Origin of the sequence: Planctellipticum variicoloris (assembly GCF_030622045.1) — a bacterium.
In the GTDB taxonomy this organism is placed as follows: domain Bacteria; phylum Planctomycetota; class Planctomycetia; order Planctomycetales; family Planctomycetaceae; genus Planctellipticum; species Planctellipticum variicoloris.
Map to the genome: position 1 here is coordinate 3176742 of NZ_CP130886.1, position 17508 is coordinate 3194249.

Sequence of the window (17508 nt, forward strand, 5' to 3'; positions counted from 1 at the left end):
GCCGATGAATCGCGAATCACTCTTTCCGTCACTTCGCACTCATCACTACTCACTACTCACTTTTCACTCTCCTGATGTCTTCTCCGCGTCTCCGCGGTGAATCCTCTTCCTTCTGTTGCGCGCGGGTTCCAGAAAACTGCGCCGGACGTGCGGTGGGCGCTGTCGATGCGCTCGATGACAAGCGACATGCAGGGAACTTCGCTGTAGAACTTCACGCTTGGGTCGATGCCGGCCGCCTCGTTGCGGGCGATGTAGGCTTCCACCGCCGGGATGCGTCCCACCGCAGGCAGTACGACGAGCCAGACGACGGCGATGGCAGCGCCGGCCGCCAGCAGCCGCCAGGGGCCGTTCTGGTTACCTGCTGAGGGCGCTGGCGGCATTGGGGAACACCTTTTCGAACATCAGCCAGGCCATGAACAGCGTCAGGGCGAGATTCAGGGTTTGTCCGCAGACGTAGAGGATCAGCGGCTTGCCGCCGACGAGGTACTTGGCCAGTTCGCGAAAATTGGTTTCGAGCCCGATGCTGACGAACGCCAGGCAGAAGAACCAGCCGCGGAGGACTCCGCCGACGTCCGTTGTGACGGCCGCGGTGATCGCCTGGCTTTCGAGCCCCTGCGATTGCAGCCACGAGAAAGCAATCGAAGCGACGACGAAACCGATCACGAATTTTGGGAAACGCCGCCAGATCTCCATGACGCCGGGAGTTGGTGCGCCCGGAGTCTTTTCGACCCAGGTCACCCAGTAGATGGCGACGCAGAAGGCGACGACGCCGATCAAGATGTTCTGGATCATCTTCACGGTGGCGGCGACCGCCAGCCCGGTTTCGCCCAGCATGCCTCCCGCGGCGGCGACCGCGCCGGTCGAGTCGATCGTGCCGCCGATCCACGCGCCGCCCAGGACGGGACTCATGCCCATCGCCTGAATGGCGGCCGGCATGACGATCATCATGATCACGGTGAAGGTCAGCGAGAGTCCAATGGCCAGGGAGAGTTCTTCTTTCTTCGCCTTGCAGGCGGCTCCGGTCGCGATCGCCGCGGACACCCCGCAGACCGACATGTCCGCACAGATCACCATGTTGAGCGAACGGGATTCGATCTTGAGGATCTTCTGGCCGAAGATATACGTCGAGATCAGCACGATCGGGGTGACGACCCAGGCGACGAACACGCCGGGCAGACCGAGTTCGAGCAGCCGGTTAAAGAGAACTTCCGCCCCAAGCAGAACGAGGCCGGTTTTGATGTAAAATTCCGTCTGGACCGCGGACTGCAGCCAGGCGGGAGTCCCGACGGTGTTGCTGATCAACAGCCCGACCACCAGCGCCCAGAGGGCGTACTCCAGGTTGTAATGCTTGACAACATTCTGACCGGCCAGCAGTTGAGCGGCGACCGCGAGCAGAAACACGACGGTGAATGCGAGGGGAAATGTCGCCACGGGCTTGCCCATGCAGGCTCGGCCGATCCCGAACAGCACCAGGCTGATCAGCCAGATCCCCGCCAGCCCCGGCAGAGCGCTCTGGCCGGACTTGTCAAGAAACGCCCTGGTCGGATCGTTGCTCCAGCCGCCGACTTTTCCCATCCACGACTTGAGAGGGTTGACCGCCAGCTTCTTCTTCGCGTCATCCAACTCTTTTCGAAAACTCTTCACATCCGCCGGATCGGAATCCGGCTTGATGGAAAGAGCGTCGGCTTCGGTACGCAGTTGGACGACCTTCTCCGTCCGCGCATCGAGATCGGCGGGGCGGGACGCCCAGACGATCGCCAGCGAACCGAGCAGGATCAGCGCTCCCAGCCAGATCGCCCACCAGTCCTCGGTGTTCAACGACGACTTGGGAGAACAGATGACGATTTCATCCGGGGACGTCTCAACGGCTGGATCGGCGTCCGACATCGGTGGGGGAATCCTGAGGAGGGCGTATCTGAAGGTAACGACCAAATTACCTTCCATCCGCGCCGATGCCAACCGATATCGACCACCTCCGATCCGTGGTCAAATCTGACAGAGATCTCAGTCGCAGGCTGTGCAACGACTTGACCTCACAGAATGGGCCGCGCTACGATGAATGCGGCGGACATCGCCGAGCGAGACCGAAACAAATCTCGCAAACGGCCTCGCCGGACCACGATGTTCCGCCGTGCGGAGAGTCGACAATGTTGCGCAGCCATCTGATCGCAGTGCTGGGCGTGGTCGCGGCAAGTCTGCCGGGACTCCTGGACGCGGGGGAGCCGCTGACCGTCGCGCCGGCAGTCTATCGGACGGACTCACAAGCAGCGAAAGCGTCCGTCGCGACCGTCAGCCAATACCGGTACGGCGGTTATCGCCGGTTCGGACCGTACGGCTACGGGAGTTACTTCAACTACAGCTACAAGGGCTACGACGGACATTACCCGCTCGGGGCGCCTCGCTACAACGGCTATGCGTACTCGTATCGGCCGTACTACTACCGACCGGCCCGGTTCTACTATCAGCCGTCAAGCTACTACGGCCCGGGCTACAGCTACGCGGCGGCCTCGACGTACTATCGCCCATACTATGGCAGCGGATATTACGGCTACGGCCTGGGAACCTCGGGATACCGAACCTACAACTACTCGAATTACGCAAATTACTACTCCCCGGCCTACGTCAGGTACGGCTACCAGTCGATCGTCACTCCGGCGCCGTATTACGTGGGACCCACGATGGCCTATGTGCAGCGGGCGCTGCCAGGAATTGCGCTGGGGGTCTCCATCGGCAGCCCGGGGTACTTCGGCTGGAGTTACCCCTCCTACCGATACTACAGCTACGGCACATTCGGGACTCCCTTCCCACTGGGATACGGCTACTACGGCTGGTGACACGGTCGCGGAAGTTCGCGAAGGTCCGCCTGTAACGGCAGCCCATCGGAGTCCGTCTTCCGCAGTCGAGCGAAGTCACGGCGGAGTCTGATCGGACTCGATGGATTGGCTCACCCGGCGAGGTTTCTGGCGTCGGAGCCTCGATTTCCTGCGACCTCCTCACAGTCCGCGATCTCCATCGACATAATGGACGGCCTCTCCCCTCAAAAAAAAGGCGTCCGATCATGACTCGTCAGGCGAAGAACGTCCTCGGAAGTCCGCTGCAGACCTGCAGCCTGTCGCCGCTCACCGGCTTCTACCGGACCGGCTGTTGCGATACCGGCGCCGACGACCTCGGGCTGCACATCGTCTGCACCGAGGTGACGGCCGAGTTTCTCGAATTCTCGCAGCAGCGCGGGAACGATCTGAGCACGCCGATGCCGGAGTTCGGATTCCCGGGACTGCAGCCGGGCGACCGCTGGTGCCTGTGCGTCACGCGCTGGAAGGAAGCCCTGGAAGCGGACATGGCGCCGCTGGTCCACCTGGAGGCGACGCATATGTCGGCGCTGGAGTTCGTTGACCTGGAAGATCTGCAGCGTCACGCCGTCCCGACGGAAGACTGAGCGTGGCGCGACACTTGCGAGCCACGCGCCAACTTGTCGATCTGCGACTATTTCGAGAACTTCGGATCGGGCGTCGGCTGCGGCGGATCGATCGTGATCGGACCGATGCCCGTTCCCGCAAATCCCGCCGCCGGCCGGCCATCGTCGGTCAGCTTGTCGACAGCCCACAACGTGCCGCGGGAGACCAGGCCGAGCCATTCTTCGGAATTCATCGTCTCATTGTGGTGCCCCAGCGTGGTACCGAAGATGCGAGTCTTTCCGAAGGTGTTGACCCACGCCACGGGATGCTGCTGCTTCGTATCCGGGCCGAAGGCCTGGGCGAGGGGGGTGCAGTTGGGCCAGACCTTTTCGATGACGTACAGTTCGCCGTTCGGCGTCTTCCACTCGGCGGGGAAGCCCCGCATCACCGGATGGTCGGCAACGACGACTTTGACATCTTCGGCTCGCTGCTTCTCGTGCCGCTGCGACGTCACGCCGATCATTTCGCGCCACTGGTCGGCGGCGGGAGACTTCCGATAGCTGTGCATTGAGCAGTGAATGAAGACGGCGGGGACGCCGCTGGTATGGGCGGCGAGAATTCCTGCCAGGAATTTCTCGTCCTGCACGTCGCCGAAGCACTCGTTGTGCACGATGACGTCGTAGCCCTTCCACCAGTCAGGCTTTTCGTAAACGCTGACCCGATGATCCTTCGACGTTCCCCCTTCGTGGACGATGTCGAAGGCAATATTCATCCGCTGGGCCAGGCCTTTAGCGATAATCTGCTTCTGGGTCTGATAGTCGTGGCAGCAGCCGCCCGTGATGAGCAGTCCCTTCAGCTTTGCGGGTTCTGCCGCGCTCGCCGGAGCGCTCGCAAAGGTCAACACAACAGCCAGACACAGCCCCGACCAGAGACGACTTCGCATCGGATTGCTCCCGGAGGATGTTCACAGACTCGATCAACAGACGGAGGACCATCATACTCGTCGAATTGTCACCGGGCACTGCAGGACGAGAGGCCGCCGCACTTTCATGAGAGAACTTCCGCCGCGACTGGCCTGGCTGAACGATGAACTGGCAGACTGGAACGCCGCCGGGCTGCGTCGTCCGCGACGCGTCTGCACGCCGCTGCCTGAGGGCCGCTGCCGGCTGGATGGAAAGAAATTGTGTAATTTCGCGGCGAATGACTATCTGGGACTGGCCCAGGACGAGCGTGTTCGCGAGGCGGCGATCGAGGCCCTGCGGGATGCGGGAGTCGGCAGCGGAGCGAGCGCCTTGGTCAGCGGGCGCACGCCGTTGCACGAGCGGCTGGAAGCGGCCTTGGCGGCCTTCGAGAACCAGGAAGCGGCGGTCCTCTTCCCGTCGGGCCTGGCGGCGAATATCGGCGTGATTGCCGCCCTCGCAGGTCCCGAGGATGTTGTTTTCTGCGACCGGTTCAACCACGCCAGCCTGGTTGACGGCGGCCGGCTGTCTGGAGCTCGATTGCGGATCTACCGACACAGCGATCTGACGGGATTAGCGCGGTCGCTGGGGAAGGCCTCAGACGCCCGACGGCGGTGGATCGTGACAGATTCCGTCTTCAGCATGGATGGCGATCTGGGGCCGCTGCCGGAACTGACCGATCTGGCTGACCAGTATTCGGCGGGACTGATCGTCGACGAAGCGCATGCCACGGGCGTCTTTGGCGAGCGCGGCCGAGGCGTCGCCGAACTGATGGGAGTCGAACACCAGATCGACGTGCGGATCGGTACGTTGAGCAAGGCGCTCGGGGGACTTGGCGGCTTTGTCGCCGGACCGGCGGAACTGATTGAGTACTTGTGGAACCGGGCGCGGACACAGGTGTATTCGACGGCACTCCCCCCAGCCGTCTGCGCCGCGGCGATGGCGGCCCTCGAAATCCTGCAGAGCGAGCCGGAACGCCGGCAGCGACTATGGGCGTTGTCCGATCAACTTCGACAGGGGTTGATGGAACGGGGGATCGAGCCGTACCCCGGTTCGACGGGACCGATCGTGCCCGTTGTGCTGGGATCCCCTGCAGCGGCAGTGGCAGCGGCCGCGCAGCTCAAGGATCGCGGCTATCTGGTCGGCGCAATCCGCCCGCCGACAGTGCCGCAGGGAACTGCGCGACTGCGGATTTCGGTGTCCGCGGTCCACCGCGAAGAAGATGTGTCCGGACTCGTGACAGCAATCGCAGAGGTCGTTGGGCGACGCTGAAGATCAGGAGCTTAACCACGAATGACACGAATCAGCACGAATTGGAGAAATGCAATCAAGGCGTTCCACCACGGAGGACACGGAGATCACGGAGAATCTCGGGCAGAGAGAAACGCCAAGGCTTCGAGATACGGCGTCCAACGTTCGCAGTTCTCTTTCCTCGGTGATCTCCGTGTCCTTCGTGGTTCCCAATCGTTTTCTTCCGTCATTCGTGCGGATTCGTGTCATTCGTGGTTGCCGCCTTGTCTTCTTCCGTTCCCCGAAAATCGCAATAATGCGAGGCGAACCGAGCTGACTGCGGAATCTGCGACAAGGTACCGTCCGTGACTTCTGAGCCGCTGCCTGAACTTGCCGACCTGCGCGATCGTCTGCTGAATCATCCGCTCTATCCCGCCGTGAACGATCTGCCCCGGCTGCAGATCTTCATGCGGGAGCACGTCTTCGCCGTCTGGGATTTCATGACGCTGCTGAAGCGATTGCAGCAGGTCGTGACCTGTTGCAACGTCCCCTGGCTGCCGAAGAGCGATCCAACCTCGGCGCGGTTCATCCTCGAAATCGTGCTGGGCGAAGAATGCGACGAAGACGGGCAGGGGGGCTACGCCAGCCACTTCGATCTCTATCTGCAATCAATGCACGAAGTCGGAGCCGACGCCGGCCCCATAGAGAGCTTCGTGGAGGCATTGAGCGCAGGCGGGAGCGCTGATGCCGGGTTGAAGAGCGCCGCGGTGCTCGATTCGACGCAGGAGTTTGTACGGTTCACGCTCGACGTGGCGATCAATGGTCCGCCGCACGCCGTGGCGGCGGCATTCTTCTACGGCCGCGAGGACGTAATTCCCGACATGTTTTCCCGTCTGATTCCTTCGCTGGAATCGCAAGGCCGGCAGGTGGACCGGTTGCGGCACTACCTGAGGCGGCACATCGAGCTGGACGGAGATTCGCACGGTCCCCTGGCGCAACGGCTGCTAAACCGGCTCTGCGGCGACGACCCGGGACGACGGCGGGAGGCGCTGGAGGTCGCCCGGCTGGCGCTGGAGCACCGGATCCGGCTGTGGGATGGGATTCGGGCGGCGATCGCAGGCTGAAATGCCGAGAGACCGGAGCGCGGGCTCCGGTCTCTGAATGACTCTCGGGTTCTGCGACCTGGCTCAAACCAGCATGGCCCCGAATTCTTCTTCTTCCTCCGGCTGCAGCGCGGTGTGCTCCAGGGCGGCGGAGGTCGCGACAGCCCGTTTCGGGCCGGGTCGCTGCGTTTCGATCCCTTCGATGTGATACGCCGGGAGAACGCGATTGATGCGGACTTCGATGTTGGTGAGCTGCTGACCTTCGTCGCGGCAGACCAGCGTGAAAGCAGCGTTGCGAATATCCTGCGTCGAGAGTCGGCCGGTCCGGCCGACGCGATGGACGTAGTCGTCGCAGTCTTCGGGAACGTCATAGTTGATGATGTGCGAAATGCCGCTCACATCAATGCCGCGTCCCACCACGTCGGTCGCAATCAGCAGACGAATCCGTCCTTCGCGGAACTTCTTCATCGTCCGATCGCGGGCCGACTGGGCAAGATCGCCGTGCAGGTAGGCGGTGCCCGCGAGACGGTCGGCGAATCGACGGAAGACTTCCTCGGCTCCGCGTTTCGTCCGGGTGAAGACAATGGCCTGCTGCGGCCGCTCCTGGACGAGCAGTTGAACCAGCGTCTTGAACTTCCGGTCGTGGTCGACCGGGATGTAATACTGATCGATCGAGTTCTGCCCGATGTTCTTGATCGACAGATCGATTCGCGTCGGATTATGCATGTACTTCTGGGCGAGCCGCTCGACCGGGGCGGGCAATGTCGCCGAAAGCAGCAGCGTCTGTCGATCCTTCGGGCACTGTCGGAGGATTTTCTCGATGTCCGGCCGGAAGCCGATGTCGAGCATCCGGTCGGCCTCGTCCATCACGATGATCTTGAGGTCGCTCGTATTGAGATCGCGACGGGCCATCAGGTCGATGACGCGACCGGGCGTTCCGACGACAATCTGGGCGCCGCGCTGGAGAGCCGCGATCTGCTGCCGGAGCGGGCGACCGCCGACGCAGCAGGCCGTTCGCACCGGATGATGCACCGAAAGCCGCTCGGCTTCGTCGGCGACCTGCTGGCTGAGTTCCCGCGTCGGCGTCAGGACCAGGACTTGAGTCCGGGTGTCCTTGAAATCGATTCGTTCGAGAATGGGCAGCACAAACGCGGCCGTCTTGCCGGTGCCTGTCTGTGCCTGTCCAATGCAGTCAGCGCCAGTGATGGCGATGGGGATAAATGCGGCCTGAATGGGGCTCGGAGACTGAAAGCCTGCCTGTCGAATGCCGGCGAGAGTCGCCTCACTGAGCCCAAGGTTGTCAAAACTTACCTGATCCTGCTCCATACCCTGTCCGGTACCCTTCCACTGGGACGACCGTAACGACTTTTCGAAATCTCCGCCGGGAGTCTCGCCGTCCTGCACGAGCAGGGGGGCTCAACCGCGATGAGAGAGGAAGCCAGCTTGATCGCCGCAAACACCTGAATCACACCAACATGCATGAAAACTATACAGCAAAATACGCGCCGGTCAAATCAGAACGGACGTACATGCTAAAAAAGTCGAGAGACGAGAGTCCAGAGCTTGGAGCCGGAGAAGACCCGGAAAAGGGGCGAGTCTCGTGTCGTTGCGATCGGAATCGGAGTGGCCGGGATCGACGACTTGGCGCCGATCCCGGCCTGGCGGTGAGTTATCCGTGGTTCCTGGCGGTCAGGCGTCGGGAGACTTGTCGGGGACGGACGCCGAACGATCGGCCTGATTGCCGATGATCGCTCGAATCTCGTCTTCTCCCAGAGATTCTTTCTCGATCAGCGCCTTGGTCAGTCCGTCGAGTTTATCACGGTGCGCCTGCAACGTTTCGGTCGCCTTGACGTCCGCTTCGCGGAGGAACCGCTGAATCTCCACATCGATCTGCCGTGCGGTTTCTTCGCTGTGTTGCCGGGCCTCGTGGATCTCTTTCCCGAGGAACGGGTGCTCCTCGCTGTCCCGGAAGGCCACCGGGCCAATCAGTTCGCTCATCCCCCACTTGGCAACCATGCTGCGGGCAAGTTGAGTGGCGCGTTTCAGGTCGTCGGACGCGCCGGCAGAGTATTCGTTGAAGACGAGTTTCTCGGCGGCCCGACCGCCGAGCATGAATGCCAGTTGCGAGTGCAGACGGTGCTCGCCGATGTTGTACCGATCCTCGGCGGGCAGGAGCTGCGTAACCCCCAGCGCCCGGCCGCGGGGAATGATGGTCACCTTATGCACACTGTCGACGTCGGAGAGGAGCCAGGCGAGCAGCGCATGCCCCGCCTCGTGATAGGCCGTCATCTCCTTCTCTTTCTCGTTGAGAACATCTTCGCGCTCGGGTCCCATCAGGACCTTGTCGCGGGCGTCGTCAAAATCGGCGGGCGTGACCGCGTCCCGCCCCATCCGGGCCGCGTTGAGCGCAGCCTCGTTGACCAGGTTCTTGAGCTCGGCCCCCGAGAACCCGATCGTCCCGGAGGCGACATCGGCCAGATTGACATTGTCCGCCAGGGGGACCTTGCGGCAGTGGACCTTCAGGATGGCTTCGCGACCGGTCTTGTTCGGGCGGTCGACGGTCACGTGACGATCGAACCGACCTGGACGGAGCAGGGCGGGGTCGAGCACGTCCGGCCGGTTGGTGGCGGCGACCACAATCACTGCTTCCGTTTGCTGAAAGCCGTCCATCTCGCTCAGAATCTGATTGAGCGTCTGCTCGCGTTCATCGTGACCGCCGCCGAGGCCCGCTCCGCGAATCCGTCCGACGGCGTCGATTTCGTCGATGAACAGGATGCACGGGGAGTTCTCTTTGGCCGTGCGGAACATGTCCCGCACGCGGCTGGCGCCGACGCCGACGAACATCTGAATGAACTCGGAACCGTTGATCGAGAAAAACGGCACGCCCGCTTCGCCGGCGGTGGCCCGCGCCAGCAGCGTCTTGCCGGTCCCGGGAGGTCCCATGAGCAAAACGCCCTTCGGGATCTGCGCCCCGAGCCGCTGGAACTTGGCCGGCGTCTTGAGGAACTCGACGACTTCCTGAAGTTCCTGCTTGGCCTGCTCCATCGCGGCGACGTCGTCAAACGTCGTCTGATGGTCCGAAGGCCGGAAGCGTTTGGCGGGGCTGCGGATGAAGTTGCCGATCATTCCCGAGCCAACCGGGTCGGAGCTGCGCTTCATCATGTACCACAGGAACAGGATCAGCAGGACGCTCGGAGCCAGAACCCACAGGAAAAAGACCGTTCCGAGACCGACTTCCTGGGGTTCGCCTTTGAACCGGACCCCCTTGTCGATCATCAATTGCTTCAGCGTGGCGTCGTCGCGGATCGGCAGAACGGTGTTGAACTCTTCCTTGAGCTCAACTCCCTTATCCGCGGAGACGGGGATCTTCTTCCACTTGCCGGTCAGGATCTCGCCGTACCATGCGACGCGATCCACATTTCCGGCTTCGACCTGCTTCCAGAAGAACGTATAGTCGACGCGGGACCCGGTGTTGGCGGGGGATTGCCGCCACATGAAGAGAGTGATGATCACCACGGCGATAAACAGCAGCAGCCAGGAGCCGGAGAAGATCGGACGCCCGTCCTCGCTGCCGTCTCCCTTCGGCGCGGGCTTGCGCGGGGGACGGTTCGGCTTCGGTTCGTCGCTGGAGGGATTCGCCATGGGCTCGCTTTCTGCAACGGCGATCGGCGGAATGTGTCGCGTCGCCGGTGGAATTGCCAGGGGTCAATTCAGGCGGAGAGAGGAAATCCTCTCGCATCGCCAGGGGCGTCAGTCCGCCCACCAGTATCGTAGGATGCACCACAAGGCCTGCACACCGTCCTTCCAGCCAATCTTTTTCCCCTGCTCGTAAGTCCGGCCGTCATAGCTGACGGACATTTCATAGAGCCGGAATCCCCGGCGGGCGACCTTGGCCGTCAGCTCGGGTTCGATGCCGAAGCGATTCTGCTTCAGGGTGGGCCAGATGCTGTCGATGGCGGGACGGGAAAAGACCTTGTAGCAGGTTTCCATGTCGGTCAAATTGAGGTTGGTGAACCAGTTCGAGAAGTGCGTCAGGACCTGGTTGCCGAGGTAGTGCCAGTAATAGAGCACCCGGTGCTCCTGGTCCCCCAGGAACCGGCTGCCAAACACAACGTCGGCACGCCCTTCGATGATGGGGCGGAGCAGTCGCGGATACTCGGAAGGATCGTACTCAAGGTCCGCGTCCTGGATCAGGACCACATGCCCGGTGGCGCGAGAGAATCCCGTGCGGACCGCGGCCCCTTTCCCCTGATTGACGTCGTGATAGGCGGCGACGATTCGATTGTCGGGGTCCGGCGAAGCGGCCGCCGCCGCTTCAATTTCTCGGAGAATGTCCCGCGTTCCATCTTTGCTGCAGTCTTCGACGAGGACGATTTCCTTGCGGATCGGCACCGCCTTGACGCGATCGAGGATCAACCGCAGCGAATCTCGTTCGTTGTAGACGGGGATCACCACCGACAGCACGAAATCCGGCGGGACGGCGTACAACCCCAGTTTCCGGCAGACAAGTTCGCCCAACGACCTGCGGAGCGTCTCGTACCATTCCGGGGTATACGGCTTCCCAACCGCTTCGTGCTGGCCTGGAGTCATCCCCGTAAGTTCCTTCAAAGACTTTTCGAGACAGCTCTATCGCGGCGGCGGGGGCAGTGGCGAGGCTATGGAAACGGCGCTAAACTACCAGTCGCTCCGCGAACGCTCCGCAAGGCGCGCCCGGATCAGAATCGATCCGGAACCCGCATCCCGGCCGTTCATAAAATGAACGATCGCGGTCAGTTGTAACCGGAAGGCGGCTGACTGTCATCCGTGCCCGCCCCCTCACAGGCTGATTTTCCGACAGGGACTTACATGACGGACAATGTGGTGACGATTCTCGATGCCGATCGCCGGATGGCGTTGCCTGCTGGCGAGTTGCGCTGCACTGGACCGGCAGGGGCGTCCAGCGCCGGCATTCGCTGGACGACGCTTCGAGGCGGACTTTCGGAGGGCGTGCAAGTCGTTGAGATCGACAGCGGACGCCTGAACTTCTCCATTCTCCCCTCCCGCGGCATGGGACTCTGGCGCGGCAGATTGGGTGACCTGCCCATCGGCTGGAATTCCCCCGTCGAACGACCCGTTCATCCAGGCTTCGTCAACCTCACGGAACGCAACGGACTGGGCTGGCTGCATGGCTTCAATGAACTGCTGTGTCGCTGCGGACTGGGATTCAACGGCCCCCCCGGCCAGGACGAGGGCGAGCAGATCACGCTGCACGGCCGGATCGCCAACCTCCCCGCACACGAGGTGACGGCGTCGATCGACGGAGATCTTCTGACCGTGCGGGGCGTCGTCGACGAGGCCTCCATGTTCGGGACGCGGCTGCGCCTCACTTCGACGTACACCGTCCAGTTCGGCGGAACTCACTGTTCGATCACCGACGAAATCACGAACCTCGCGGGCAGGCCAGCGACATTGTCGCTGCTGTATCACATCAACGTGGGCCGCCCGTTCCTGGAACCCGGCGGTCGCTTTCACGTCCCCTTCCACGAAATGGCGCCCCGCGATCCGCGAGCCGCCGAGGGAATCGACAACTACCCGGTCTACGGCTCGCCCGACCCCGACTACGCCGAACAAGCCTATTTCTTCAGGCCGCTCGCCGACGGCGAAGGCTGGTCCACCGCGGTCCTGGAGAACGCTGGAGGTTCCGCCGCGCTGGCAGTCCACTACAACACGCATCAACTGCCGTACTTCACCGTCTGGAAAAATACGATCGCCGAGTCCGACGGATACGTCACCGGCCTGGAGCCATCGGTCAACTTCCCGAACTTCCGCAGCTTCGAACGGGAGCAGGGCCGGCTGCCGCTGCTGCCGCCGGGTGCGACCTATCGGTCGGAATTGCGGCTGGAGGCGGCTGCCACGCCAGACGATGTCCGACGACTCATCGGACGCGTCGAGACTCTGCAGGGAACTGCGACGCCGACGATCCACCGCGAGCCCCAACCGACGTTCTCGCCGGCCGGCCGCAAATGACCAACCGCGGCTACTGCGCCGGAGTCGGCAGATCACTGGCAGCCCGCACGAGCTCCCAGCCCCTGTCCGTCAGTTTGAACTTGAAGGTACCGGGGGACAGGGAATAGCGGGCCGTACCAAAGTCCCCGCCGCGGTCGAATTCGATCGTCCACAGGCGATCGTTGGGGAATCTCTGCGACTGACCGGTCCGCATCGAGTAGGAATTCCCGTTGAGCGTATAGTCGACCACGGCTTCTGTGCCGTCGGACGGAAACAGAATCGTCACGTCGCCGGTGCTGATCGGGGCCGACGGAACCGTGTAAACGGGCGCCGGCTGGATGTAGGTCGGCGTCGAATAGTACTGGGGCGCCCCATAGTATCCGCCGTATCCAGCCCCATACGGACGATACCCTCCAGAGCCGTATCCGCGGTAACCATATCCGTATGGACGACCGATGCCGATCGACAACCCCGAGCCATAGTAGCCGGAGCCGTAATAGCCCGAGCCAATGCCGATCCCGACTCCGCCGCGATAGCCGCCGCCGTAGTATCCGCCGCCGCGACCACCGTAGTATCCACCGCCACGTTGAGCGAAGGCACTGTCGGTTGCGACGAGCCCTAAAAGAGACCAGACTAAAAGTCCGCGAGACATGTGTGCCAAATTCATGATGTTCTCCCCCCCGGATTGCGTTCAATGTCCATTGCACCCGACCCGTCGGGTAAGTCTATGGCAGCGGTCGCCGTCAGCATAGGCGGCAAGCCTTCCACTTCCGCAAGTCGTTTCTGTTCAAACAGATGCAATCGGTCCTTTACAGAATCTGTGTGGCAGGACAGGCCCCCGACGGGACTCCGGTCTGAGGCCGAAAGAGGTCGCATTCCGCACAGGAACGAGTCATGAACTTCGATAATGTCTGGCTGTGCTGGAGCTCGGGCAAGGACAGCGCCTGGGCGCTGCACGTCCTGCGTCAGAATCCCGCGTTCAGAGTCACCGCCCTGGTCACCACCGTGAATGCCACCTTCGACCGGGTCGCCATGCACGCCGTCCGCAGCGAACTCCTTCGGCAGCAGGCCGCAGCCGCGGGGCTCCCGTTGAAGATCATTCTGATCCCGTGGCCCTGCAGCAACGCCGACTATGAAGCCGCCGTGCGACCGATCGTCGATGAAGCCGTGCAGTCCGGCGTCGCCGCAATGGCCTTCGGCGACCTGTTTCTGGAGGACGTGCGGGCCTATCGCGAACGGATGCTCGACGGAACGGGACTGACGCCCCTCTTTCCGCTCTGGGGCCGGCCGACGTCCGAGCTGGCCAAAGAAATGCTGGCGGGGGGCCTGAAAGCCAGGCTGACATGCGTCGATCCGAAAGTCCTGCCGCGACACTTCGCCGGAAAAGCCTTTGACGCCGAACTGCTCGCCGAGCTGCCAACCGGCGTCGATCCCTGCGGCGAGCGGGGCGAGTTTCACTCATTCGTCACCGACGGACCGATGTTTCACCGCCCGGTCGCTTGCCAGTCAGGCGAGATCGTCGAACGGGAAGGGTTTGTCTTCGCCGATCTCTTGCCAGTCGACTGAGACTTCGACCGCATTCGCGATCCCGCTACAGCCCGCCAGCCTCGGGCGATATACTGAGCGATTCGTGAAGTTCGCGGCGACTGCGGTCGACCTGAACGCCTCACCCGCACTGCCGCCGGGGCAGTGACGCGACGAATTCCTGGATACCCGGCTGCCAGCCTCAGAATTGCAATCGAGCCTGCCCCATGAAAGTCCTCGTTCTCGGTTCCGGCGGACGTGAACACGCCCTCGTCTGGAAGCTCAAGCAGTCCCCGTCGGTGACGCAGGTCTTCTGCGCGCCCGGCAACGCCGGCATCGGTCTCGATGCCGTGAATGTGGACATTTCGTCGACCGACACGGCCCGCCTGCTCAAATTCGTCGCGAAGGAACAGATCGATCTGACCGTCGTAGGACCGGAAATTCCGCTGGTCGCCGGCGTCGTCGACGAATTCCTGAATGCCGGACACAAAATCTTCGGGCCGACGAGCAAGGCCGCCGAACTGGAGGGAAGCAAGCGATTTTCGAAGGAACTGATGAAGCGGGCCAACGTGCCGACCGCCGACTTCAGTTCGTTCACGAACGCCGCCGAGGCCAACAGCTACCTCGACGAACGCGAAATCGAACGCTGCGTGGTCAAGGCCGACGGGCTGGCCGCCGGGAAAGGCGTCGTCGTCTGTTCGAGCCGGGAAGAAGCCCGCGACACGATCAAGCGGATGCTGATCATGAAGGAGTTCGGCGCCGCCGGTGCACGAATCGTCATCGAAGAGCGTCTCGTCGGCGAAGAAGCCAGCCTGCTGGCGCTGGTCGATGGAAAAACCATTGTCCCCCTCGAAGCGGCCCAGGATCATAAAGCCGCCTTCGACGGAGACACCGGCCCCAACACCGGCGGCATGGGCGCCTATTGTCCGACTCCCATCATGACGCCCGATCTGATCGATCTCGCCGTCGAAAAAGTGCTCGTGCCGGTCGTGCATCAGCTCAAAAAGGAAGGCCGGCCGTTCCGCGGTTGCCTGTATGCCGGGCTGATGCTGACCAGCCAGGGACCGAAAGTCCTGGAATTCAACGTCCGGTTCGGAGATCCGGAAACCCAGGCGGTGCTGATGCGGCTCAAGTCCGACCTCGGACTGGCGCTGATGGCTGCTGCGACCGGAACGCTGGAAGACATGCCGCCGCTGGAATGGGACCCGCGCCCCAGCGTCTGCGTGGTCATGGCCTCGGCCGGCTACCCGGGCGAGTACCAGAAGGGCAAGGCCATCCGCGGACTCGACGACGCCGCCCAGATCGAAGACGCCAAGGTCTTCCACGCCGGGACAGTCCGCGGCGAAGACGGCCAGATCCTGACGGACGGCGGCCGAGTCCTCGGCGTCACGGCGCTGGGGGACACAATCTCGCAGGCCAAGTTACGGGCCTACCAGACGGTCAAGTGCATCCGCTGGGAAGGCGCCTGGTGCCGGAAGGATATTTCCGACAAAGCCATCAGGTAGGGCCGGTTCCACCGGCCGAATTGCTCCGCCCATCGTGCGCCGGGCCGGGCGCGCCCGGTCGAAACGTCGACAAGACCTCGTGCCCAGGCTCTGCCTGGGCACGTCTGTTCCCGCCGCTCAACATCGACGTTCGATGGCTGTGAATGCGAATCGGGGCTGCGCGAAAGAGGGTTTCCATGCAGAGCCTGGGAACCAGAAAACACACTCAGCCAGCATTCTTCGACTTGAGCCGTTTCGCCAGCTCCGGAACCGCATCCGGCAGCGCCGCCGCCACCAGTCCCGCGATGGCCAGCCCCCCTTTTCGGGAAAAGTGCGTCCGGTCGCTGGCGGAAGCCGTCAGATCGGCGCTGGCTGCGTCGCCGAGTGAATCGAAAAGCTGGAAGCTCGCCGCGTGGAGATCCACGACGGGCACTTCCAGTTCCTTGCCGACCTGCAGAGTCGCCTCGGCAAAAGGTGTCAGCGTCGTCGTCGCCTTGCCGTCAGCAAACGTCCTACGCGCCACCGGCGTCACCAGGACCGGCTTCGCGCCCGCCGCCCGGGCCTCTCGGACATACCGCCGCAAGTTATCCTGAAAATCCCCCCGCGGATCGGTTGCCCGATCCCCCTTGCCGGGCTGGTCGTTGTGCCCGAACTGAATGAAAACATAATCCGGTTTCTCCGCCAGCACCGGCTCCCAGCGCCCCTCGCTCAGAAAACTCTTCGAACTGCGACCCGACGCTGCGCGGTTAAGCACCTCAACTGTTCCGTCGAACTGCTCTTCAAAGACCTGCCCCCAGCCGGTCAGATCGGGCCGGTCCGCCGGCGGCTTCGCATACGACGCCATCGTCGAATCGCCAATCAGGGCGATGCGAACGGGAGTCTGGTCGTCGCCAATCAGCGGACAGGCAGCGAACGTGACCAGGACACAACTCATCCGGAGAATTGGGAGCATCATCGATCCTTCGAAGCCTCAATCGTAACGGAGGACGCGGCGTCTCTCATTCTCATTCTCAACTCTCAACTCTCAACTCTCAACTCTCAACTCTCAACTCTCAACTCCCCATCATCCCGCCCCACCGGTCTGAAACGAAACCTCCTCGTACGGCTGCACGACAACGAACCCGTCCCCCTGAAACTTCATCTGGATCGATTCCCCGCTGCCGCGTCCGAAGAATGTCTTCAGCGACACATCCGTCTTGAGATCCGGCATCAGGTGGCCCGACCAGGCCACAGTGGCGTTCGGGTCGGTCATGATCGGCCGGCTCGGCGTCACCCGCAGCGTCACCGGGTCATAGTGCGTCGTGATGGCGATCAGTCCGGTCCCTTCCAGACGGACGTTGAACAGCCCCCCTGCGACGAGTCCGGTGATCTTCTTCATCATCTTGATGTCCCACTTGATCTGCGGCTCGAACGCCAGCAAGTCGTTCCCGTTCACATAGATCGCGTCGTCTTCGAGCTGCAGGACCGTGATCTTCTTGCCGGTATCGGCCAGATACACCTTCCCCCGGCCTTCCGCTTTCGTGAGCTGCGTCCCTTCGCCGCTGACGGCCTTCTTGAGCAGCTTGCCCAGGCCGTGCTCCAGCATTCCTTCCCGCGTGAATTTCACATCGCCGTGATAGGCAACCATCGCCCCCTTCTTCATCCAGACCAGACCGTTCAGGTTGATCTCCAGCAGGCGTTCGTTTTCCAGTTCGAAAAGCCCCTGGCCCAGATCTTCCTGTTTCGTCTGTTCGACAAACTCCGACAGCGTATAGCGGCCCGACATTGGCGTTTCCCTGGCTGAAGTAAACTGGCCACCGGCTCCCAGGCACTGCCTGGGAACCCAATC

General features: G+C 62.5%; 16 protein-coding genes. 7 read left to right on the forward strand and 9 right to left on the reverse strand.

Annotated elements, in window-relative coordinates:
• Nucleotides 1-56: 56 nt before the first annotated feature.
• On the reverse strand, nt 57-380 hold the full coding sequence (locus SH412_RS12270; RefSeq protein WP_336523807.1) for a hypothetical protein: 324 nt from the start codon (nt 378-380) through the stop codon (nt 57-59).
• Entirely contained in the window at nt 355-1887 is a 1533-nt protein-coding gene (locus SH412_RS12275; protein WP_336523808.1) for a YeiH family protein, read from the reverse strand. Before SH412_RS12275 ends, SH412_RS12270 begins: the two co-directional genes overlap by 26 nt.
• Before the next feature lie 260 nt (nt 1888-2147).
• On the opposite strand from SH412_RS12275, the gene SH412_RS12280 reads away from it, so the two are divergent.
• Both SH412_RS12280 and SH412_RS12285 read left to right on the forward strand, forming a co-directional pair.
• A complete protein-coding gene (locus SH412_RS12280; RefSeq protein WP_336523809.1) occupies nt 2148-2834 on the forward strand; it encodes a hypothetical protein in 687 nt (228 codons plus the stop codon).
• 224 nt (nt 2835-3058) lie between these two features.
• Entirely contained in the window at nt 3059-3436 is a 378-nt protein-coding gene (locus tag SH412_RS12285; protein WP_336523810.1) for a DUF2237 family protein, read from the forward strand.
• A 47-nt stretch (nt 3437-3483) separates the two neighbouring features.
• Here SH412_RS12285 and SH412_RS12290 read toward each other — a convergent pair whose 3' ends face one another.
• Entirely contained in the window at nt 3484-4338 is an 855-nt protein-coding gene (locus tag SH412_RS12290; protein WP_336523811.1) for a ThuA domain-containing protein, read from the reverse strand.
• Between the two features lie 106 nt (nt 4339-4444).
• Between SH412_RS12290 and bioF the strand changes: the two genes are divergently transcribed.
• Both bioF and SH412_RS12300 read left to right on the forward strand, forming a co-directional pair.
• Nucleotides 4445-5626 carry an 8-amino-7-oxononanoate synthase gene (gene bioF, locus SH412_RS12295; protein WP_336523812.1) on the forward strand — a complete coding sequence of 394 codons (1182 nt, stop codon included), beginning with the start codon at nt 4445-4447 and terminating at the stop codon, nt 5624-5626.
• Between the two features lie 323 nt (nt 5627-5949).
• Nucleotides 5950-6708 carry a DUF3050 domain-containing protein gene (locus SH412_RS12300; protein WP_336523813.1) on the forward strand — a complete coding sequence of 253 codons (759 nt, stop codon included), beginning with the start codon at nt 5950-5952 and terminating at the stop codon, nt 6706-6708.
• A 63-nt stretch (nt 6709-6771) separates the two neighbouring features.
• Here SH412_RS12300 and SH412_RS12305 read toward each other — a convergent pair whose 3' ends face one another.
• The 3 genes from SH412_RS12305 to SH412_RS12315 all read right to left on the reverse strand — a co-directional run bounded on the left by SH412_RS12305 (nt 6772) and on the right by SH412_RS12315 (nt 11277).
• Nucleotides 6772-8013: a DEAD/DEAH box helicase gene (locus SH412_RS12305; protein WP_336523814.1), complete on the reverse strand. Its 1242-nt coding sequence runs from the start codon at nt 8011-8013 to the stop codon at nt 6772-6774.
• A gap of 363 nt (nt 8014-8376) precedes the next feature.
• Nucleotides 8377-10329 (reverse strand): ATP-dependent zinc metalloprotease FtsH, encoded by a 1953-nt coding sequence (gene ftsH, locus SH412_RS12310; RefSeq protein WP_336523815.1) that lies wholly within the window; start codon nt 10327-10329, stop codon nt 8377-8379.
• Between the two features lie 108 nt (nt 10330-10437).
• Nucleotides 10438-11277, reverse strand: coding sequence for a glycosyltransferase family 2 protein (locus SH412_RS12315; protein ID WP_336523816.1), 840 nt, complete (start codon nt 11275-11277; stop codon nt 10438-10440).
• Between the two features lie 255 nt (nt 11278-11532).
• Here SH412_RS12315 and SH412_RS12320 point away from each other — a divergent pair, with 255 nt between their 5' ends.
• The gene (locus SH412_RS12320; protein ID WP_336523817.1) at nt 11533-12693 is read left to right on the forward strand and encodes an aldose 1-epimerase family protein; all 1161 of its coding nucleotides are present in this window, start codon (nt 11533-11535) and stop codon (nt 12691-12693) included.
• A gap of 10 nt (nt 12694-12703) precedes the next feature.
• Here SH412_RS12320 and SH412_RS12325 read toward each other — a convergent pair whose 3' ends face one another.
• A complete protein-coding gene (locus tag SH412_RS12325) occupies nt 12704-13339 on the reverse strand; it encodes a hypothetical protein (protein WP_336523818.1) in 636 nt (211 codons plus the stop codon).
• A 227-nt stretch (nt 13340-13566) separates the two neighbouring features.
• On the opposite strand from SH412_RS12325, the gene SH412_RS12330 reads away from it, so the two are divergent.
• Nucleotides 13567-14238, forward strand: coding sequence for a Dph6-related ATP pyrophosphatase (locus SH412_RS12330; RefSeq protein WP_336523819.1), 672 nt, complete (start codon nt 13567-13569; stop codon nt 14236-14238).
• A 185-nt stretch (nt 14239-14423) separates the two neighbouring features.
• The gene (gene purD / locus SH412_RS12335) at nt 14424-15701 is read left to right on the forward strand and encodes a phosphoribosylamine--glycine ligase (protein WP_336523820.1); all 1278 of its coding nucleotides are present in this window, start codon (nt 14424-14426) and stop codon (nt 15699-15701) included.
• Nucleotides 15702-15906: 205 nt separating this feature from the next.
• On the opposite strand, the gene SH412_RS12340 is transcribed toward purD, so the two are convergent.
• On the reverse strand, nt 15907-16632 hold the full coding sequence (locus SH412_RS12340; protein WP_336523821.1) for a rhamnogalacturonan acetylesterase: 726 nt from the start codon (nt 16630-16632) through the stop codon (nt 15907-15909).
• Nucleotides 16633-16743: 111 nt separating this feature from the next.
• Nucleotides 16744-17445: an AIM24 family protein gene (locus SH412_RS12345; RefSeq protein WP_336523822.1), complete on the reverse strand. Its 702-nt coding sequence runs from the start codon at nt 17443-17445 to the stop codon at nt 16744-16746.
• Nucleotides 17446-17508: the final 63 nt, after the last annotated feature.